General features: G+C 34.1%; 18 protein-coding genes. 11 read left to right on the forward strand and 7 right to left on the reverse strand.

Annotation, left to right across the window (positions count from 1 at the left end; all coding sequences use genetic code 11):
- Positions 1 to 11 precede the first annotated feature (11 nt).
- The 6 genes from BUC23_RS07345 (at position 12) to BUC23_RS17475 (ending at position 7,557) form a co-directional block, all read left to right on the forward strand.
- Positions 12 to 1,637, forward strand: a complete 1,626-nt coding sequence (locus BUC23_RS07345) for a hypothetical protein (protein WP_073207797.1) — start codon at positions 12 to 14, stop codon at positions 1,635 to 1,637.
- Between the two features lie 11 nt (positions 1,638 to 1,648).
- A complete protein-coding gene (locus BUC23_RS07350) occupies positions 1,649 to 3,277 on the forward strand; it encodes a family 16 glycosylhydrolase (protein ID WP_073207800.1) in 1,629 nt (542 codons plus the stop codon).
- 77 nt (positions 3,278 to 3,354) lie between these two features.
- Positions 3,355 to 5,655, forward strand: coding sequence for a beta-glucosidase BglX (gene bglX, locus BUC23_RS07355; protein ID WP_073207803.1), 2,301 nt, complete (start codon positions 3,355 to 3,357; stop codon positions 5,653 to 5,655).
- Positions 5,656 to 5,661: 6 nt separating this feature from the next.
- Positions 5,662 to 6,417 carry a glycoside hydrolase family 16 protein gene (locus tag BUC23_RS07360; RefSeq protein WP_073207805.1) on the forward strand — a complete coding sequence of 252 codons (756 nt, stop codon included), beginning with the start codon at positions 5,662 to 5,664 and terminating at the stop codon, positions 6,415 to 6,417.
- Positions 6,418 to 6,777: 360 nt separating this feature from the next.
- Positions 6,778 to 7,362 (forward strand): RNA polymerase sigma factor, encoded by a 585-nt coding sequence (locus tag BUC23_RS07365; protein ID WP_073207808.1) that lies wholly within the window; start codon positions 6,778 to 6,780, stop codon positions 7,360 to 7,362.
- A 51-nt stretch (positions 7,363 to 7,413) separates the two neighbouring features.
- Positions 7,414 to 7,557: a hypothetical protein gene (locus BUC23_RS17475; protein WP_167365565.1), complete on the forward strand. Its 144-nt coding sequence runs from the start codon at positions 7,414 to 7,416 to the stop codon at positions 7,555 to 7,557.
- Positions 7,558 to 7,670: 113 nt separating this feature from the next.
- Here BUC23_RS17475 and BUC23_RS07370 read toward each other — a convergent pair whose 3' ends face one another.
- Complete coding sequence (locus BUC23_RS07370; protein ID WP_073207811.1) at positions 7,671 to 8,336, reverse strand: endonuclease III domain-containing protein; 666 nt, start codon at positions 8,334 to 8,336, stop codon at positions 7,671 to 7,673.
- Between the two features lie 88 nt (positions 8,337 to 8,424).
- Here BUC23_RS07370 and bcp point away from each other — a divergent pair, with 88 nt between their 5' ends.
- Positions 8,425 to 8,877, forward strand: a complete 453-nt coding sequence (bcp, locus tag BUC23_RS07375; protein WP_073207814.1) for a thioredoxin-dependent thiol peroxidase — start codon at positions 8,425 to 8,427, stop codon at positions 8,875 to 8,877.
- Positions 8,878 to 9,010: 133 nt separating this feature from the next.
- Here the strand turns inward: bcp and BUC23_RS07380 are convergent, their stop codons facing one another.
- Positions 9,011 to 10,471, reverse strand: a complete 1,461-nt coding sequence (locus BUC23_RS07380; protein ID WP_073207817.1) for a TonB-dependent receptor — start codon at positions 10,469 to 10,471, stop codon at positions 9,011 to 9,013.
- Between the two features lie 95 nt (positions 10,472 to 10,566).
- Between BUC23_RS07380 and BUC23_RS07385 the strand changes: the two genes are divergently transcribed.
- Positions 10,567 to 11,331, forward strand: a complete 765-nt coding sequence (locus tag BUC23_RS07385) for an MBL fold metallo-hydrolase (RefSeq protein ID WP_073208425.1) — start codon at positions 10,567 to 10,569, stop codon at positions 11,329 to 11,331.
- An 11-nt stretch (positions 11,332 to 11,342) separates the two neighbouring features.
- Entirely contained in the window at positions 11,343 to 11,843 is a 501-nt protein-coding gene (locus tag BUC23_RS07390; RefSeq protein ID WP_073207820.1) for a hypothetical protein, read from the forward strand.
- A gap of 65 nt (positions 11,844 to 11,908) precedes the next feature.
- On the opposite strand, the gene BUC23_RS07395 is transcribed toward BUC23_RS07390, so the two are convergent.
- From BUC23_RS07395 to BUC23_RS07410, 4 genes are read right to left on the reverse strand one after another with little or no spacing between them, the layout of a single operon-like run.
- Positions 11,909 to 12,556 carry an alpha/beta hydrolase gene (locus tag BUC23_RS07395; RefSeq protein ID WP_073207823.1) on the reverse strand — a complete coding sequence of 216 codons (648 nt, stop codon included), beginning with the start codon at positions 12,554 to 12,556 and terminating at the stop codon, positions 11,909 to 11,911.
- Positions 12,557 to 12,560: 4 nt separating this feature from the next.
- Complete coding sequence (locus BUC23_RS07400) at positions 12,561 to 12,887, reverse strand: hypothetical protein (protein WP_073207827.1); 327 nt, start codon at positions 12,885 to 12,887, stop codon at positions 12,561 to 12,563.
- Between the two features lie 4 nt (positions 12,888 to 12,891).
- A complete protein-coding gene (locus tag BUC23_RS07405; RefSeq protein ID WP_073207831.1) occupies positions 12,892 to 14,145 on the reverse strand; it encodes a dihydroorotase in 1,254 nt (417 codons plus the stop codon).
- A 30-nt stretch (positions 14,146 to 14,175) separates the two neighbouring features.
- Positions 14,176 to 16,104: a vWA domain-containing protein gene (locus tag BUC23_RS07410; RefSeq protein WP_073207834.1), complete on the reverse strand. Its 1,929-nt coding sequence runs from the start codon at positions 16,102 to 16,104 to the stop codon at positions 14,176 to 14,178.
- Positions 16,105 to 16,304: 200 nt separating this feature from the next.
- On the opposite strand from BUC23_RS07410, the gene BUC23_RS07415 reads away from it, so the two are divergent.
- Both BUC23_RS07415 and BUC23_RS07420 read left to right on the forward strand, forming a co-directional pair.
- On the forward strand, positions 16,305 to 17,135 hold the full coding sequence (locus BUC23_RS07415) for a BRO-N domain-containing protein (protein ID WP_073207837.1): 831 nt from the start codon (positions 16,305 to 16,307) through the stop codon (positions 17,133 to 17,135).
- A gap of 38 nt (positions 17,136 to 17,173) precedes the next feature.
- A complete protein-coding gene (locus BUC23_RS07420) occupies positions 17,174 to 18,286 on the forward strand; it encodes a lactonase family protein (RefSeq protein ID WP_073207841.1) in 1,113 nt (370 codons plus the stop codon).
- Positions 18,287 to 18,346: 60 nt separating this feature from the next.
- On the opposite strand, the gene BUC23_RS07425 is transcribed toward BUC23_RS07420, so the two are convergent.
- On the reverse strand, positions 18,347 to 19,699 hold the full coding sequence (locus BUC23_RS07425; protein WP_073207845.1) for a DEAD/DEAH box helicase: 1,353 nt from the start codon (positions 19,697 to 19,699) through the stop codon (positions 18,347 to 18,349).
- Positions 19,700 to 19,873 lie beyond the last annotated feature (174 nt).

Consider the following 19,873-nt stretch of genomic DNA (forward strand, 5'->3'; position numbering starts at 1 on the left):
AAAACAGTATTATGAAAAAATTAAAATTAATAATTAGTCTTTTTGTTTTAACATTCCTTTTAGGATGCTCTAACGATAGTGGTGATACTAATGTAGATGCCGTAAATGCTCCCACAAATATTTCTGCTCTGACAACCGTAACACAAGATAATTCAGGTAAAGTAACTTTTGTACCACGTGGAGAAGGCGTTACTCGTTACGAAATTTATTTTGGAGACGCTACTGCTACCCCGTCATACGTAAATCCGGGGGAAACAACCACGCATAAATATGCAGAAGGAGTGTATCAGGCAAAAATAGTGGGAACCACAATCAATGGCAAGAGAACTGAAGTTGTCCAAGAGGTTGTAGTTTCCTTCAGAGCGCCGGAGAATTTAGTTGTTCTAATTGAAAACGACTTAATAACATCAAAAAAAGTAAATGTTAAAGCTACCGCTGATTTTGCATTGTTTTATGATGTGTATTTTGGAGAACCTGGTAAAACAGACCCAATCTCCGTAAATAATGGGGAATCGATATCTTATGTTTATAAAGAGGCAGGGACTTACACTATACGAATTGTATCGAAAAGTGCTGCAATCAAAGCGACTCAATATACAGTTGATTTTAAAGTTACTGCTATTAATAAACCCACTACATCTGCACCAGAACCAGCAAATAGAATTGCATCAGATGTGATTTCGATATATGGTGCCAAGTACACCAGTGTTGCCGGAACAAATTATTTCCCTGATTGGGGTCAAGGAGGTCAAGGCAGTAGCTGGGCTGAAGCTGATGTAAATGGAGATAAAATGCTGCAATACATTAAATTGAGCTACCAAGGAATTCAGTTGGCAGATGGCGTTACTATAAATGTTTCTGGTATGAAATATCTTCATATGGATGTTTGGACTGCAGATGTAACAAAAATTGAAACTTCTTTAATCAGTAAATTAAATGGTGAAAAACCAGTTACTAAAGACCTTACTGCTAACCAGTGGACTAGTATCGATATCCCAATTTCGGCATATACAAGTCAAGGATTAACAGTAGCTGATATCATCCAATTAAAATTTGTAGGTACTCCTTGGGCGGCAGGTACCGTATTTATTGATAATATTTATTTTTATAAAGATCCAACGCAGTCAACTGTATTGCCACTTGATTTTGAATCTACTTTATTGACCTATCCTTGGATTGGTTTTGGCGATGCAAATTATTCAGGAATTCCAGCAGCTGTGGTTAATAATCCTAAAAAAACGGGAATAAATTTATCTAATAAAGTAGTTGAAATTACAAAAACAGCAGGTGCTCAGGTTTGGGCAGGTGCCAGTTTAAATTTAGATAGCGCGATTGACTTTTCAAAGGGTACAAAAGTGTCTATAAATGTCTGGTCACCTAAAGTGGGTTCAAAAATATTATTGAAAATCGAAAATTCTAAATCACCAAAAGACGGTAACGGAAATCCAACTGTTTTTGTCGAAGTTCAGGCTCTTACAACGGTTTCTAATGCTTGGCAAACCTTGACATTCGACCTAACCACATATGGTGCATTCAGAACAAGTATTCCTTACGACAGAGTAATCCTTTTTCCTGATTTTGGAGTTAACGGAACTGGTGATACCTATTACTTTGATGACATTAAACAATTCAATTAAAAAAACTGAAAATGAAAAAAATAATAATAAATATAGTATCCATTTTTGCCCTTCTTTTGATGGTAAATTGTCAGGAAGATGATTTTTCCTTCGGTGCAATAGATACACCGTCAAATCTTAAAGTGACGGCTGAAATTTTAGGAAAAACAGCCCTTGCTCCAAACGGAGATGGATCTGGAAAAATAAAATTCACTACGGTTGCGGATAATGCTATTTCGTATAAATATGTTTTTAGTGATGGAACTTCTGCAAGTGCTCCAAGCGGAATTTTTTTGAAAACATTTACTAAACCTGGCGTAAACACCTATACCGTTACTGTTTTGGCCTCTGGTAAAGGGGGTGTGACTTCTAATACGACTCTTGAAGTTACAGTTTTTAGTAGTTTCAAAGATGAAGAAGCGGTGAAATTTTTAACTGGAGGAACTTCTAAAAAATGGTATTGGGCACAAACGGAAAAAGGACATTTAGGAGTTGGTCCAAATGTACCTTGGTCTGATCCTGTTTTTGGAACAAAAAATTATTACCCAGATTTTTATGGAGCTGCCGCTAACGAAAAATCGGCTACTTGTTTATATAACAGCGTAATGACTTTTTCTTTGGCAGGTGACCAAATTAAATTTAATTTAGACAATCAAGGCTCTACATTTTATAATGGCTCTATTAAAGGTGGCGATGACGCTTGTTATGCCTTAAATACTGCAGGAGATAAAATTGTTACATTAAGTCCTTCTGAGTCTTTTGTAACTATGAATCCAGATCATCTGACCCAAACAAGAGGTACAATGATCAATATTACTGATGGTGGTTTTATGGGCTATTTTATAGGAGCAAGTTCGTATGAAATATTATCGATTACGGAGAATCGAATGGTCGTAAGAGCAGTTATGCCTGGAAATACGTTCTTAGCGTGGTACCATATATTTACAACTACTCCTCCAAATCAAGTACCTGCAACAAATTATACAAAACTAGTTTTTGAAGATAATTTTGATACAGCTGGCGCTCCCGATCCTACAAAGTGGGCATATGACCTAGGTGCTGGTGGCTGGGGTAATGAAGAAGCACAAACCTATACTAGTGCAGCAGAAAATGTAATTGTCCAAGGTGGAAATTTGAAAATAACTGCTAAAAAAGCGGGTTCAGGTTATACTTCTACGAGATTGAAATCGGAAAATAAATTTGAATTCACCTATGGTAAAATTGAGGTTCGTGCTAAATTACCTACTGGAGGAGGTACATGGCCAGCTATATGGATGTTGGGTCAGGATTATGCAACAAATACATGGCCAGGATGTGGGGAAATAGATATTATGGAACATAAAGGAAATCAGCCTAATGTTATTTATGGAACGCTTCATTATCCCGGACATTCTGGAGGAAGTGGTGATGGAAAGACAACAACAATTACGAACGCTTCTACTGAGTTTCATGTGTACAAAGCCATTTGGAGTCCAGCAGCGGTTCAACTATTTGTCGATGACAAACTGTTCCATACTGTAGTAAACAGTAGTTCTTTGCCTTTTAATAAAGATTTCTTCTTAATTTTAAATGTTGCAATGGGAGGAACTTTTGGAGGAGCCATTGACGCCGCCTTTACGCAATCTTCTATGGAGATTGATTATGTGAGAGTGTATCAATAGAAAGAATACATAATGTTTTAAATCTAAGGAGGCCGGTTCTTTAGCCGGCCTTTATAATTTATTCAAAAAGGAGACAAATGAGAAATAATTCGCTGTTAACATCATTCGCTATTGCAACTTTAATATTATCTGGTTGCAGTAAAAAAATCACACAATCTTCTACTGCTTTTTCAAAAGAAAATATACTAGAACGAAAAGTGGACTCTGTTCTTAAACTGATGACATTAGCCGAAAGAGTGGGACAGCTTAACCAATACAATGGATTCTGGGATATAACAGGTCCGACTCCCAAAGAAGGTCAAGCAGCAAAAAAATACGATGACCTCAAAAAGGGATTGGTGGGTTCTATGCTTAACGTAAAAGGAGTCAAGGACGTGAAGGCCTTGCAAAAAATTGCTATTGAAGAAACGCGCTTGGGCATTCCTCTAATTTTTGGGTTTGATGTCATTCATGGATATAAAACGATTAGTCCAATTCCATTAGCAGAATCTGCCAGTTGGGATATGGAAGCGATTAGAAAATCAGCGGCAATTGCAGCCGAGGAAGCCGCCGCAGTGGGGCTAAATTGGACTTTCGCACCTATGGTTGATATTGCACGTGATGCCCGTTGGGGGAGAGTTATGGAGGGTGCAGGTGAAGATCCTTATTTAGGAAGCAAGATTGCAGTAGCCCGTGTCAAAGGTTTTCAAGGGGATGATTTAGCCGCTACAAATACTATTTTGGCTTGCGCCAAACATTTCGCAGGTTATGCTTTTGCGGAAGCGGGAAGAGATTATAACACAGTTGATGTGAGTGAAACTACGTTGCAGAATACTATTTTTCCTCCTTTTAAGGCAGCAGTTGATGCAGGTGTAAGAACATTTATGAATTCCTTTAATGAATTGAACGGAATTCCTGCAACTGGAAACCCTTATTTGCAAAGACAAATATTAAAAGGCGACTGGAAATTTGACGGTTTTGTTGTTTCGGATTGGGGTTCTATAAACGAAATGATTTCACACGGTTACGCTAAAGACAGTAAACAAGCAGCTGAAATAGCAATCAACGCTGGTTCTGATATGGATATGGAATCCAGTGCTTATGTGGAGCACTTGGTAACATTGGTTAAAGAAGGCAAAGTAAAAGAAAGTCTAATTGATGATGCCGCAAAAAGAATTCTGAAAGTGAAATTCGAGTTGGGTTTATTTGATGATCCTTATAAATACTGTGATGAAACCCGCGAAAAAGAAACAGTTGGAAAAGCTGAATTCCAACAAGGTGTTTTAGATATGGCAAAAAAATCGATTGTCTTGCTAAAAAACGAAAAAGAGTTGCTTCCCTTGAAAAAATCAGGACAAAAGATCGCTTTGATTGGTGCATTGGCTAACGATAAAACGAGTCCTTTAGGGAGTTGGAGAATCGCTGCTGATGATAATTCTGCCGTTTCAGTACTTGAAGGACTGCAAAATTATAAAGGAAACCAACTCACTTATGCAAAGGGGGCAGATGTAGCTGCAGGTAGAACACAGTTTATTTGGGAGACTAAAATCAACATGAAGGATAAGAGCGGGTTTGCAGAAGCAATTGCAGTTGCAAAACAAGCTGATGTAGTTGTGATGGTACTTGGAGAACACGGATTGCAATCCGGAGAAGGAAGAAGCAGAGCTGATTTAGGTTTGCCAGGTGTGCAACAAGAATTATTAGAAGCTATTTTTAAAGTCAATCCTAATATTGTTTTGGTTTTAAATAATGGCCGTCCATTAGCAATTCCGTGGGCGGAGGAGCATATTCCGTCTATTGTAGAAGCTTGGCAATTGGGAACGCAAAGCGGTAATGCCATTGCGCAAGTTTTATATGGAGATTACAACCCAAGTGGAAAACTACCAATGACTTTTCCGAGAAATGTGGGACAAGTGCCTATTTATTATAATTATAAAAATACCGGAAGACCGGTTATGAATGAGCCAGAAAGTGTTTTTTGGTCACACTATATAGACGAAAAAAATACGCCTCTATATCCTTTTGGTTATGGATTGAGTTACTCAAAATTTGAATATTCTGATTTGCAATTAAGCAACAGTTCTTTTTCTAAAAACGGAAAAATTGAAGTTTCAATTAAAGTAAAAAACTCTGGAAAAGTTGCCGGAAAAGAAGTGGTTCAACTGTACATTAGAGATTTAATAGGAAGTATAACCAGACCCGTTCAGGAACTTAAAGGTTTTGAAATGATCGAATTGCAACCTAATGAAACCAAAACAGTTACTTTTACAATTGATGAAAAAACAATTGAGTTCTTTACAGCTAAATTAAAGTGGGAAGCGGAACCAGGAGATTTTAAAGTTTTTATAGGCGGAAGCTCTGCAAAGACTATTCAGGGTAATTTTCAATATTCTAACTAAAACTAAATGAAGAAAATTTTAATACTATTGTTTATTGGACATTTTTGTTTGGCACAACAAACAAAAAGAAAATTAGTTTGGGAGGAGAATTTCAACGGAAAGACTTTAAACAAAGAAAACTGGAATATTGAGATTGGTGATGGTTGCCCTAATTGTGGTTGGGGAAATAATGAAAGGCAACTATATACGGATGAAAACCATAAATTATCGAAAGGAAAGCTTGTTATCACAGCTAAGAAAGAAGGAGCGAAATACACTTCGACAAGAATAACGACAAAAAGTAAAAAAGAGTTTCAGTACGGTCGTTTTGAAGCACGAGCTAAATTACCTGTTGGTCATGGTATTTGGCCAGCTTTCTGGATGTTAGGGTCAAATATTAGTGAAGTTGGTTGGCCTAAATCTGGCGAAATTGATATTCTGGAATATATTGGCAGAGAGCCTCATATGGTATTTACAACCTTGCATACGCAAGACAGTCATGGTAATAGCGTTAATACCAAGAAAACAAACTTTCCAGATATTGAAAAAGGGTTTCATATCTACGCTTTGGATTGGTCAAAAGACAAAATGGATTTTTTTGTAGATGATGTATTAGTTTATACTTTTAATCCAATGGATAAAAACGAAAATACCTGGCCTTTCAATCAACCATTCTATTTTATTATTAATATGGCTATTGGAGGAAATTTTGGAGGCCCTAAAGTCGATGATGGCATTTTTCCGCAAGATTTTATTGTGGATTATGTAAGAGTTTATCAATAAGATATTTGATATTATAATGCCTGATTTTTTAATAATCGAGCATTATTTATATTGTCACTATATTTCTTGTTAAATAGAATTTTAGGTTGTATTTTTTTACAACTTTGAAATAAGGATTTAAAAAATAAATACATTTCAATTTGTAATTGCTCTTAAGACAGTCATTTAACTTAAAGTAATACTTTAAATTTTAACAAATTTTACCTTTAAATGTTAATTTTTCTTAATTTTATTTGCTTCCTAAAAAAAATATTTGCTAAATTTGAGCATTAAATAACACTAACATTATTAGCCTATACTATAACATTACTTTTTAGAGAAAATTTCTCCAATTTTAATTAACAACTAAAAGGTATAACTATGGCTAATACACAACTTCCCGACGCTTCGTTGGTTCAGGATTATGTTTCCGGTAATGAAAATGCCTTGGCTGCATTAATCAAAAGACACGAATCAAAAATTTATGGTTTTATATATTCTAAAATCTCTGATAGAGATATTTCGAATGATATTTTTCAAGATACTTTTATTAAAGTAATTAGAACTTTAAAATCAAATTCTTATAATGAAGAAGGGAAATTTCTACCTTGGGTAATGCGTATTTCACATAATCTGATAGTTGATCATTATAGAAAAACTAAAAAAATGCCAATGTTTAGAGAAACAGAGGAATTTTCTATTTTTTCAATAATGTCTGATGATTCACTTTCGATAGAAAATAAAATAATTTCAGAACAAGTCGAGATGGATATAAAGCGATTGATTGAAGAATTGCCTGTAGATCAAAAAGAAGTTTTAGTGATGAGGATGTACCAGGATATGAGTTTTAAAGAAATTTCCGAGGTAACTGGTGTAAGCATAAATACTGCTTTAGGAAGAATGCGTTATGCATTAATGAATATGAGAAAAGTTATCGATAAACATCAAATTGTTTTGACGAATTAACAATAAATCGAAACTTGCTCCGTTGTAATATAAAAACAAATTTATTACAATATGGCAAAAATTTACTCTAAAAAATCATTAGTTGCTAAGACAATGAAACCTAGCAAAGAAATCGTTTCTTTTTTATTGAGTTATTCAAAAGCGTTAAGTATTATAAAAATCGATGATAAAAGTTTCGAAATTATAGCTAACTAAAACATCCCACAAATGCTGTCGGATGTTATTTATCAGAAAAATTCAAGGTTCTATTTTTTAGGACTTGAATAACCAGATTCCACTACTTTTATTTTTAAAATTAGTGGAATCTCCTATTTTAATAAGCTGTATTTTTTGGAATATTCATCTAAAACGGTCTTCCTCCCAATTGTTTTGGTAATAATGTCCTTTTCTAAATCCCAACCACGCGCTGGTGAATATTGCCGTCCGTACCAAATAATTTGTAAGTGTAAATCATTCCATATTTCCTCCGGAAAAATACGTTTTGCATCTTTTTCTGTTTGAACCACATTTTTTCCATTCGTCAAATTCCATCGATACATCAAGCGATGGATGTGCGTATCAACTGGAAAAGCAGGAACTCCAAAAGCCTGAGACATCACCACACTTGCGGTTTTATGACCCACAGCCGGTAATTCTTCTAAAAATTCAAAACTCTGAGGTACTTTTCCGCAGTGTTTATCAATTAAAATATGAGACAAACCGTGAATTCCTTTTGATTTCATTGGCGATAAGCCACAAGGACGTATGATTTCCTTAATCTGTTCCACGGAAAGTTTAACCATATCATAGGGATTATCCGCTTTAGCAAAAAGCAAAGGCGTAATTTGATTCACGCGAACATCCGTGCATTGTGCCGAAAGTAAAACCGCAATCAGTAAAGTATAAGGGTCTTTATGATTCAGCGGAATAGGAATCGTTGGGTATAATTCATTTAACGTATTTATAACAAACGTTACGCGCTCTTGTTTATTCATTATTCATTAAATTTGAGCTGTAAAGAAAATCAATTTCAGTCTCATTTGCAAAATTCGAAATTGTTCAATTCAAATAAATCAAAAAAAAATGACAACATTAAAAAAAGGAGATAAAGCACCCGACTTTTCTGGTCTGGACCAAGACGGAAAATCACATCAATTAACAGATTATAAAGGAAAAAAATTAGTGGTTTTCTTTTATCCAAAGGCAAATACACCAGGTTGTACCGCCGAGGCTTGTGATCTTAGAGATAATTTTGAACGTTTTAAAGCCAATAATTATGAACTTCTGGGTGTAAGTGCTGATGCACAAAAGGCTCAGGCTAAGTTCAAAGAAAAATATGACTTTCCGTTTCCATTATTAGCTGACGAGGATAAATCTGTTATTGAGGCTTTTGGCGTCTGGGGTCCCAAAAAATTCATGGGAAAAGAATATGACGGAATTCATAGAACTACTTTTGTAATAGATGAAAACGGAATTATTGATGAGGTAATTTCTGATGTAAAAACTAAAGCACATGCTGCTCAAATACTCAAGTAAGTTTTCATGTTTCAGAAAAAAAGCCTAGAACGATATATTTTATCTTTCTTGGCTTTCTATTACATGAATTTAATTTTCTTCTTTGTCTCTTTAGTCTATCTGATCACTGCGACTGAACACTGAATGCTATACATTAATTGCTGATTTTTAAGAGTTTATTTGGGTCATACCCAAAAAGTTGATGTTCCTTAATGATTTCTGCAATTCCTGAAGGAAGCATAGTTTCCCAACCTGGTTTTCCATGGTTAATCATGTTTAGCACTTCTCGAGAGAATACTTCCAGAATGTCTGGATCATAATCAACAATATCAACAACTTTTCCATTGAACTTGAAGAATTTGTATAGTTCTTTCATTCTAGGATGCACTTTCAAATTGTCTGAGGTAATAATTTCGCCGTTTTCACCAATCATAGGATATAAGAAAACTTTCATATCACGGTAAAATAATTTCCCAAAAGCTTCCAGAATTCCACCGCTTAAATGACGATAGTATTTTTCGTCAAAAATATCAACCAAGTTATTTACACCCATCGCTAATCCCATTCGTGCTTTGGTATAATTGGCAAAGTATTCGACTACTTTATAATATTCCTGGAAATTAGAAATCATTACTGTTTGTCCTAACGAACAGAGTAATTCAGCTCTATCCATAAAATCTCTCTCATCGATTTCACCATCGGAACGTAAGTTTGATAAGGTGATTTCGAAAATTACAAGTGTATTTTCTTCATCTACTTTATTCTCGTTTAGAAACATTTTTAATGATTTCTCATACATGTCCATGTTCACTTTCGTAACAGGACGAAAGCTACCTCTAAAGGCAAGAATATTTTTTTTGTATAAAATGGCAGCAGGAAGGATATTTTTCCCATCTGGATTAAACATCACCGCGTCAGTCATTCCATTTTTGACTAGTTGTAAACTCATCAAACGATTATCAACATCTGCAAAGCGTGGCCCCGAGAAATTGATGGTATCTATTTCTAACTGATCCTTATCTAGATGGTCGTATAAATAACGCAACAATCGTTTTGGGTCATTGTATTTGTAGTAGGCGCCGTAAATAAGATTTACACCAAGAATACCAAGGGTTTCCTGTTGTAATCGCACATCAGTCTCCTTAAAACGGATATGAATTATAATTTCATTATAATCTTCATCCGGTTCAATTTGATATCTAATACCAACCCATCCATGTCCTTTAAATTGTTTTGCAAAATCGATAGTTGCTACAGTGTTAGCATAGCTGAAAAACATTTTATTGGGATGTTTCTCTCTACTTAATCGTTCTTCAATTAATTGACCTTCGAAGGTTAGCATTTTTTTTAGTCGGCTTTCCGTAACATAACGGCCATCTTTCTCTATTCCGTAAACGGCATCACTAAAATCCTTGTCATACGCTGACATTGCTTTTGCGATTGTACCTGATGAACCTCCAGCTCTAAAAAAATGTCTGACAGTTTCTTGTCCGGCACCAATTTCGGCAAAAGTTCCGTAGATGTTTTCATTCAGGTTAATACGAAGTGCCTTGTCTTTTGTAGAAGGAATTTGCTCGATGACTTTGTCACCTTTTAGTTTTATTTCAGTACCCATTTTGTTTTAAATATGGCTAATATGTTACAAAGTTAGTTAAAATGGTTTCTAATGAAGGAGAAATAAACCTATTTTTGTAAAAAATTATGATACCGTTGAAGATATATTTTTTAGGCACAGGAACATCACAAGGAATACCTGTTATTGGGAGCAATCATTCGGTATGTAAAAGTACTGATATTAAGGATAAAAGGTTAAGGGTTTCCGTTTGGATCTCTTGGGGCGATCATTCTTTCGTAATCGATTGCGGACCTGATTTCAGACAACAAATGCTTTCGTCAAACTGCCAGAAAGTAGACGGAATCCTATTTACTCATGAACATGCAGACCATACTGCAGGTTTAGATGATATTCGCCCATTTAATTTTAAGCAAGGCGAGATACCTATTTATGCACATCAGAGAGTAATTGAAAACCTAAAAAAAAGGTTTGATTATATTTTTGAAACCAAAAATAGATATCCCGGTGCACCTTCCGTGAAAACGATTGAAGTAGTCAACAACCATCCATTTTCTATTGGCGATAAAAAAGCAATTCCTGTCAATGTGATGCATGGAGATCTTCAGGTTTTTGGATATCGAATTGATGATTTTGCTTATTTGACAGATGTGAAAACAGTTGAAGAAAGTGAAATCCAAAAACTAAAAGGTTTAAAAGTTTTGGTTGTAAATGCTTTACGGGAAGAACCACATAATACACATTTCAATTTGCAGGAAGCCTTAGATTTTATTGCTTTGGTTCAACCACAAAAAACGTATATCACTCATATTAGCCATATTCTTGGGTTTCATGAAGATGTGCAAAAAAAACTGCCTGAAAACGTTTTTTTGGCGTACGATAATTTACAAATTACAATTTAATACCAATCAAAATGAAAAGATCATTAATGCTCTATCTTATAATTCTTATTATCCTCATGAATATCTATACGTATATGTTTCTCAGTAAGGAAGTAGCTTTCGAACAGGATAGATTTACAAAAGTCACTACAAAGTTAAAAGACAGTTTGAAATCAGTTACCAATAAATTGGTTGATGCGAACTATTTCTCTTTGGCAAAAAATGAAAATGCTCAAAATTATTTTGATTCGGGAAGCGGTGAAAAAACGATTCAATATGAAAAATTAATTCCAGTTGTAACGGAGAAATTACTGGACTATAATTCAAATCCAAAAGGGAATCCTTATACCGGTCAAGATCAAATTGGGGCTAATAAATTTATTATCAATAAAGTTAGAATTCTAAATCACCGATGGATTATTGCTGATTTTAGTGATGGAGACATCTGGGGAGAAGTTTTATTGAAATACTTTGTCAATGATGATGAAAGTATTGCTTTTGAAGTAAACCAGTCGTTGTTGTATCAAAAGTAAATCTAGTATTCCGTTGCAGTTTTCAGTATTCAAAAATTCCGAAAACTGCAATTCAATACTGAATGCTAATTTTCGAGCAACCAATTTTTAAAGTCATAAAAATTTTGTGGTGCTACGCCATGACCTACAGGATATTCCTTATAGGTAGAATTTATACCTAGTTTTTCCAAAAAGGGTTTTGTTTTTCGAGCCCATTCTACTGGAATAACCTGATCAGCCGTTCCATGTGAATGAAATATTTTTAGTTTTGAAAGATCATTTCGCAAGTAATTTTCTTCTAAGATAGGTTCACTTACATAACCGCTTAAAGCAACTACTCTTTGTACTTTATCAGGATGTGATAAAGCTATTGCATAACTTAAAATCGAACCTTGGCTGAAGCCAACCAAAGTAACGTTTTTAGAATCTATTGGATAGGTTTGAATTAATTCATCAATAAATTGAGCGATTAAATCTCTTGAAATTTTTGCCTGTTCATGATCTGAAAATTTATTTTCATCAGCATCAAAATTGATGGCGTACCAAGCATAAGCGCCATATTGCATGTTATACGGAGCTCTCGCTGAAACGATATAATATTCATCTGGAAGTTCAGTTACAAATGAAAATAAATCTTCTTCATTGCTGCCGTAACCGTGAAGTAAAAGCAAAAGAGGGTTTTTGTCTAATTTTATTTTTGGTTCCCTAACCAAATATTCAAGTGATAACTTCATTAGATTATGATATGTTTGAAAACCATTTTTGAAAATAAGTGCCTAATAATGGCATAGGTTTTGTTTCTCCTTTTATAGCACTAAAAATTCCATATGACCATAAAACAGAAACGAAAATCCACATAGGAGCAGAAATCAGTAAACTGTCAAAATTGCTGATAATCAATCCTAATGAGATAAATGTTAGTGTAATTCCTAATCCTTGACGAATATGAAAAGAAGCAAAAGTGTTTTTATCGTCTGAGTTCATTGACATTGCTATGAAAACACCAATGCCTAAAATATAACTTGTTATGGCTGCGGTTTTTCCTGCCTCGATAGTGTTGTTCATTTTTTTATGCTAAAATTATTTTTCTTTGATTCACAATTCCGTAGACTTTTCCTTTGATTTCCATTCCAAGAAAAGCAGAATTTTTAGATTTTGATAAGATGTTTGATTTGGTAAAAATACTTTTCGTTTCCGGATTGAATAAAGTTAGATTCGCTTTTAACCCTTCGTCGATGGAGTTACTATCTATACTGAAAACAGCTTTTCCTGCAGTCAATTTTTCGATTATAGTTTCTAATGGAATAACCGTCATCAAAGCACCAAATGCGCTTTCTAAACCAATTGTTCCATTTTTGGCGGTGTCAAATTCCATTTTTTTATGCTCAATATCTATCGGATTATGGTCTGAAGTGATCATGTCAATCGTTCCGTCTTTTATTCCTTTTAGTAATGCCTTTCTATCCGTTTCTGTTCGTAAAGGTGGCGAAACCTTGTATCTGGTATCGAATCCTTCTAATGTTGAATCGGTTAAAACCAAATGATGCACAGCAACACTACAGGTTACATTCAATCCTTTGGCTTTAGCTTCTTTGATTAATTGCATTGATTTTGCAGTTGAAATGGTTGGGATATGTAATTTTCCTCCGGTATATTCCAGTAGAAACAGATTTCTTGCGATTTGTAATTCTTCGGCAAGATTCGGAATTCCTTTTAGCCCTAATTGGGTAGAAACAATACCTTCGTTAGCGACACCATTTCCTTTTATTTTTTCATCCTGAGCAAATGCAATCACCAGTCCATCAAAATCCTGCACATATTGCAACGCTATTTTAAGCAAGTTTGCATTATCCAGGCTTCTGTTGTAATCTCCAAAAGCTATAGCGCCCGCTTTCTTCATATCATACAATTCCGCCATATCTTTTCCTTCACTTTCTTTTGTCAAAGCGCCAATAGGGAAAAGTTGTGTAGCAAATCCATGCGCTTTGTTCAATACAAAATTGACTTGCGATTGATTGTCAATAATAGGGAAGGAGTTCGGTTGTAATGCAATTGCGGTAAAACCACTTTTTGAAGCGGTGTTAAGTCCGTTTTCAATTGTTTCTCGGTCTTCGTAACCTGGTTCCCCAAATGAAACGCTGCTGTCAAACCAACCTTGTGAAACATGCAAATTATCGAGTTTTATCTCGTCGGCATTTTCTGAATTTGGAAGAGATTTTCCAATTTTTTTTATAAAACCATCAACAATTAAAATATCTAAAGTCTGGTTATGAAAAGGACTTTTTGAATCAATAATTTTGGCGCCTCTGATGATTATTTTCATAGGTATTTTTTAATTATTTGAACTTCGTTTTTATTTCACGAATCTTATAATTGCCATTTCAGTCAGTAGAAATAACAGCGCAAAGATAACAAACCATTTCCAAATTTGATTATCGGTTTTGTTAGTTTGTAAAGTGTCAAAAAATGTTGAAGTCGAATCTATTATTTTATAGTTAGAAAGTAGGTTTTCATTGGCCGCAGCCAAATTGCTTTCGGTTCTATTGTAGTTGAAACTGATGTTTTCCACCCACTCTTTTTTGTTATATATTTCAAAGTTTCCAGCTTGTTCTGGATAATCATTGAAATTCATTTTGATCTTATTATTGAGAATTTGTTGAACAGGAATAAATTGTTCTTCGGCACCTTTTACGGTTAAAATATCGTCTTTGTTTAATGAAGCGGCTGTTAAATGAGGATTGTTATTTCCTATAGTTAAAGCATTTATGCTGTTGTTTTGATTGTTTACTGCCATTTTGTAAAAAGTAGGCACAATTAGTGGCGATTGCTGGAAATTTGAATTTGTAGTATTAATTGGTGCCGAAAACACATAAACGGATGAAACAGGATTCTGTATTGCTGTCAAGAAAATACTTTGGTCTTCATAAGATAATGCGGCAGGACTCGAAGTGGATAGTACAAACGAATTTTTTGTTTTTGGATATTGAAAATTGTTTATCTTATTCTCAAAAACGGAGTTGAATAATGGATGGCTGAAATTAATTTTAGTAATCAATTTTTCTTTGTTTTCTAATGAATTGAATTTTACGTTACCAAAATTCATCAAAAATGCATTCATATTTGCACTTGTAGATACAGCCGAAGGAATTACAATTAGACTGCCTCCTTTTTCTACAAATGATTTTAATGTTGTTTGCAATGCTTGAGGAATTTCATCGAGTTCATTTAAAACAATGGCATCTTGATCTTGCAGTTTATTGTAATCCAATGAGCCAATAGTAAAATTGTTATAAACGAATTCATTATTGGTATATATTCTGGATAAAAAATTACTTTTTTCGGCTTCGCCAATACTTATCACGTTAATTTTTTCTGTTTTAGAAATGCTAAAATAATAGGTGTTGTCATACGCTAAACCGTTGTCAACTATGGAAACATAACCATGAAAAATTTGTTTGGGTATTGTGAAAAGGATAGTTTTTTTCTTCGTTTCAAAGTTTACTGTGGTTTTTGCAACGAGTTTATTTTGATTGTATAATGCAATTGGAATAGCATTAATATTTTCGCCATAAGCCTTTAATTCAATGCTGATTTCATAAAAATCATCCGATGCTCCCTTGATGAAAACACTATCGATGGAAACATTATTTTTTTGCTCCGCTTTCGGAATTATAAATTTCAGAGAGTTTATTGCATCACTACTTTTAAGTTGTTTTTGATTTAAACCAATAGCATCCGTAATTATCACAACATCTTTTTTGAAAGCTGATTTACGCGCTTTTAACTGTGCCATTATATTATCTAATTGGAACGGTATGGCACTGTATTTAAGATTCTGTAAGCTATTTCGAATCGATTTTATATCACTGTTCCAGTAATTTTCGGAATTGGTAAGTAAAGAAAAATGTAAGTTCTCAGGTGTTTCTTCCAGTAGTTCCTGAACGGCCCGTTTTAGCAATTCTCCTTTTTTTCCTTTGGCTTGCATGCTAAAGGAATTGTCCAGAATAATATACATTTCATTGGTAGAATTTTCTTTTTCTATCGCTTTGAATGTTGGTTGTGCAAAAGCAATTATAATACAAGTCATCAATAATAAACGAGTAGCTAGAAGCAACCATTTTTTTATTTTGGAGCTTTTTCGGGTTTGTATGGAGAGTTCTTTTAAGAAACGAACATTGGTGAAATATTCTTTTTTGAAACGACGTAATTGAAATAAATGAACCAAAATTGGTACAATCAATAGCAATAGAAAGTATAAAATTTCAGGATTTTTAAAATACATTCTGATGTTGAGTTTATCAAAGATAGTATTTTGTATTCAATTTTCGGATTTTGGATTTCAGATTTTGATGGAATTTAGATTATATTAGCATAATAGATTTGACAATTATTAAACAGGTTATTCTAATTTGAGTCAATAAGGATAATTTTGAGGATCTAGGACCAGCGGAGGAGCAGAAATAAAATGAATATTGAAAAATTATGACTAAAGAAACTGCATTACAACTATTTGAACAAAAGCAAGTTCGTTCTTTGTGGAATGACGATGATGAAAAATGGTATTTTTCAATTGTTGATGTTGTGGCAGCATTGACAGATTCTATAAATCCTACTGATTATTTAAAGAAAATCAGAAAAAGGGACGTCGAGTTAGGAAGCTACATAGGGACAAATTGTCCCCAGATAACTATGTTAACCAATGGCAAAAAACGGAAAACATTAGCTGGAAGCACTAAAGATATTTTTAGAATCATCCAATCTATACCTTCGCCAAAAGCAGAACCTTTCAAACTTTGGTTAGCTCAAGTAGGAAGCGAACGATTAGACGAAATACAGGATCCAGAAATAGGAATTGACAGGGCTTTGCAACATTATTTACAATTAGGTTATTCTGAAAATTGGATTAATCAGCGTTTAAAAAGTATTGAAATTCGCAAAGAACTTACCGATGAATGGAAAAGCAAAGGATTAAAGGAAGGAGCTCAATTTGCCATATTAACTGATATTATTACCAAGGCTTGGTCTGAAAAAACAACGAAGGAATATAAGGTTTTGAAAGGGTTGAAAAAAGAAAATCTTCGGGATAATATGACCAATACGGAATTAATCTTGAATATGTTAGCCGAAGCTTCCACCAAAGATATTTCGCAGGCCGTAAATCCAAAGAATTTTAAGGAAAGCCAAAAAGTAGCGCAACAAGGCGGAAATGTTGCCAAAGTTGCCTTGAAAGAATTAGAAGCTAAAACAGGTAGGAAAGTGGTTACTAGCATTTCTGCAAAAGCACTTTTAGAAAATAATAAAAAGGAAGAATAATTACTTTTACCGAAATTAACTCTACAAACAATTAAATTATGAAAAAAATATATACGATTCTTCTTTCTATTTTCACTTTAGTAACAATACAAGCCCAAAAAAATAAACACAATTTACTTATTGGAACCTACACAAAAAGTTGCGAAAGTAAAGGAATATATGTTTATGATTTTGATTCAAATACAGGAAATTTAAATTTCAAGAATGCTACTGCAAATGTTGTAAATCCAAGTTATTTAACCGTTTCGAAGGATAATAACTATGTTTATTCCGTAAATGAAAACGGCGCCGAAAGTACAGTGAGCTCTTTTGGTTATAATCCGTCCAGCGGAAAATTGAACTTGATCAATAAGCAAAGTTCAAAAGGAGCTGATCCTTGTTATATTATCAATGACGAAAAAAATGTAATTGTCGCTAATTATTCGGGTGGGAATATTGCTGTTTTCGAAAAAAATCCTAACGGAAGTATTACAGAAGCGAAACAGGTAATACAACATTATGGAAAAGGAACAAACGCCAAAAGGCAAGAAGGACCTCATGTACACATGGTTCATTTCTCTCCAGATAAAAAGTTTATTTTATCCAATGATTTAGGGAATGACAAAGTGTATTTGTATGAATACAATCCGAATTCTGCAGATGAGATATTGAAAATTAAAGATAGTATTTCAGTTAATTCGGGTAGCGGTCCAAGACATTTGACTTTTAGCAAAGACGGAAGATTTGTTTACTTATTGCAGGAATTAGACGGCGCGTTAACAGTTTTTAGCTACTCTAATGGTGTGCTGAAAAAAATTGATGAAACGACAATTTTAGCAAAAGATTTCAAAGGAACTTTCAGCTCAGCAGATATTCATATTTCACCTGACGGAAAATTTTTATACGCAACAAATAGAGGGGAAGCAAATAACATTTCAATTTTTAAAATTCTAAAAAACGGAAAATTACTGTCGAAAGGACAAACAAGTACTTTAGGAAAAGGACCTAGAAATTTCACGATTGATCCTTCTGGAAAATTTCTTTTAGTAGCGCATCAATACACGAATGATGTGGTTATTTTTAAAAGAAATAAAACTACTGGAGCACTTGCAGATACTGGAAAAAGAATTAATCTATGTTCACCGGTTTGTTTGGTTTTTACAAAAAATTAAAGCTTTACAACTCAATAAAAAAGGCTAAAAATGGTTGTCATTTTTAGCCTTTTTCTTTTATTATTTATTCTTGTCTTTTCTCTTTTTGTCTCTGGTTTTTAGCATATTTCTATTAACTGAGCCGTGTGTTTTCTTCTTGGTTACACCTGGTCCACCCAAATTGACTTTCTTGTTCTTTTTACTTTTCTCTTGAAAAGCACCGTCTCCGTCAAGTTTTTGTTTTTTCATCATGAACTTAATCGGTTGTCTGTCTTTTTCAGGTTCGATTAATTTAGAGGAAACTTCAACGGTTTCAGGGAAAGTTTCGATTGCTAACTCCATGTTCATTAACACTTCAATCTCCACTTTAGATTCTTCTTCGCGAGGTGCGATAAGACTGATTGCAGTTCCTTTTGCATCGGCACGACCGGTTCTACCAATTCGGTGCATATACAATTCAGGCATTTCAGGCATTTCAAAATTGACAACATGGGTGATATTGGAAATATCCAAACCTCTCGCCATAATATCAGTAGTGATCAAACCACGTAAATTTCCTTCTTGGAATGAAGCCATCGTACTCAAACGATAATTTTGAGATTTATTTGAGTGAATTACTCCAAATTCTCCTTCAAAATCTTCCTCGATTCTTTCGTGAACCATATCTGAAATCTTCTTGTTATTCACAAATACCAAAACACGACTCATGTCTTCATTGTTTTGCAATAAATGTTTTAGAAGGTTTATTTTAGTATTAAAGTTAGGAACTTGATAACTGATTTGCTTAATGTTTTCCAATGGAGTTCCCGATGCTGACAAGGTAACTTCTTCCGGATAATCGAAATAGTCATTCAAAATAGCATCTACTTCATCTGTCATCGTTGCCGAAAATAAGATGTTTTGACGTTTTTTAGGCATCATAGCTAAAATAGATGTTAGTTGGGTACGGAAACCTAAATTAAGCATCTCATCAAACTCATCGATTACCAATTTTTGCATTTCTTCAAAACGAATCACATTATCCAGCGTTAAATCCATAATTCTCCCTGGAGTTCCCACTAGTATGTCGCAACCTTGATAAACGGTTGTTTTTTGGGTGTTAATATTGACACCTCCAAAAATACCAACGGTACGAACCGACATATATTTTGTCAGTTTTTCTACCTCTTCCACTACCTGTACTACAAGTTCACGCGTTGGAACCAGAATTACAATTTTAGGAGTATGACCCGGAGTAAATTTATATAATTTCAATAAAGGCAATAGATATGCAAACGTTTTACCTGTACCCGTCTGAGCAATACCCATCATATCTCTTCCTGACATTATCACAGAAAAAGTTTTTTCCTGAATAGGAGTAGGTGTTGTAAATCCTAAATCGTCTATTGCTTTTTGTACGGATTTAGGAAGATTGAATTGTTCGAAAGTGGTCATAAAACGTAAATTTTGTGCAAAGGTAGTCTTTTTGAATGTAATGACAGAATAAGATTTTAAACTAATGATTTATAGTAATTTACGATGTATGTTTTGTATTTAAGTTGATGATTTAATTGCTCATACGAATCAAGGGTTGAAATGTGCCTTTAGGTACTAAATCTTGGTAGAAAA

Origin of the sequence: Flavobacterium xinjiangense (assembly GCF_900142885.1) — a bacterium.
Classification (GTDB): Bacteria; Bacteroidota; Bacteroidia; order Flavobacteriales; family Flavobacteriaceae; genus Flavobacterium; species Flavobacterium xinjiangense.

What these genes read in the sequence shown, in the direction of transcription:
- BUC23_RS07365 (WP_073207808.1), top strand. Translation starts at nt 6,778, where the DNA reads ATGGCTAATACACAACTTCCCGACGCTTCGTTGGTTCAGGATTATGTT.
- BUC23_RS17475 (WP_167365565.1), top strand. Translation starts at nt 7,414, where the DNA reads ATGGCAAAAATTTACTCTAAAAAATCATTAGTTGCTAAGACAATGAAA.
- BUC23_RS07350 (WP_073207800.1), top strand. Translation starts at nt 1,649, where the DNA reads ATGAAAAAAATAATAATAAATATAGTATCCATTTTTGCCCTTCTTTTG.
- BUC23_RS07380 (WP_073207817.1), bottom strand. Translation starts at nt 10,471, where the DNA reads ATGGGTACTGAAATAAAACTAAAAGGTGACAAAGTCATCGAGCAAATT.
- BUC23_RS07410 (WP_073207834.1), bottom strand. Translation starts at nt 16,104, where the DNA reads ATGTATTTTAAAAATCCTGAAATTTTATACTTTCTATTGCTATTGATT.
- BUC23_RS07415 (WP_073207837.1), top strand. Translation starts at nt 16,305, where the DNA reads ATGACTAAAGAAACTGCATTACAACTATTTGAACAAAAGCAAGTTCGT.
- BUC23_RS07370 (WP_073207811.1), bottom strand. Translation starts at nt 8,336, where the DNA reads ATGAATAAACAAGAGCGCGTAACGTTTGTTATAAATACGTTAAATGAA.
- BUC23_RS07390 (WP_073207820.1), top strand. Translation starts at nt 11,343, where the DNA reads ATGAAAAGATCATTAATGCTCTATCTTATAATTCTTATTATCCTCATG.
- BUC23_RS07425 (WP_073207845.1), bottom strand. Translation starts at nt 19,699, where the DNA reads ATGACCACTTTCGAACAATTCAATCTTCCTAAATCCGTACAAAAAGCA.
- bcp (WP_073207814.1), top strand. Translation starts at nt 8,425, where the DNA reads ATGACAACATTAAAAAAAGGAGATAAAGCACCCGACTTTTCTGGTCTG.
- BUC23_RS07405 (WP_073207831.1), bottom strand. Translation starts at nt 14,145, where the DNA reads ATGAAAATAATCATCAGAGGCGCCAAAATTATTGATTCAAAAAGTCCT.
- bglX (WP_073207803.1), top strand. Translation starts at nt 3,355, where the DNA reads ATGAGAAATAATTCGCTGTTAACATCATTCGCTATTGCAACTTTAATA.
- BUC23_RS07400 (WP_073207827.1), bottom strand. Translation starts at nt 12,887, where the DNA reads ATGAACAACACTATCGAGGCAGGAAAAACCGCAGCCATAACAAGTTAT.
- BUC23_RS07420 (WP_073207841.1), top strand. Translation starts at nt 17,174, where the DNA reads ATGAAAAAAATATATACGATTCTTCTTTCTATTTTCACTTTAGTAACA.
- BUC23_RS07345 (WP_073207797.1), top strand. Translation starts at nt 12, where the DNA reads ATGAAAAAATTAAAATTAATAATTAGTCTTTTTGTTTTAACATTCCTT.
- BUC23_RS07360 (WP_073207805.1), top strand. Translation starts at nt 5,662, where the DNA reads ATGAAGAAAATTTTAATACTATTGTTTATTGGACATTTTTGTTTGGCA.
- BUC23_RS07395 (WP_073207823.1), bottom strand. Translation starts at nt 12,556, where the DNA reads ATGAAGTTATCACTTGAATATTTGGTTAGGGAACCAAAAATAAAATTA.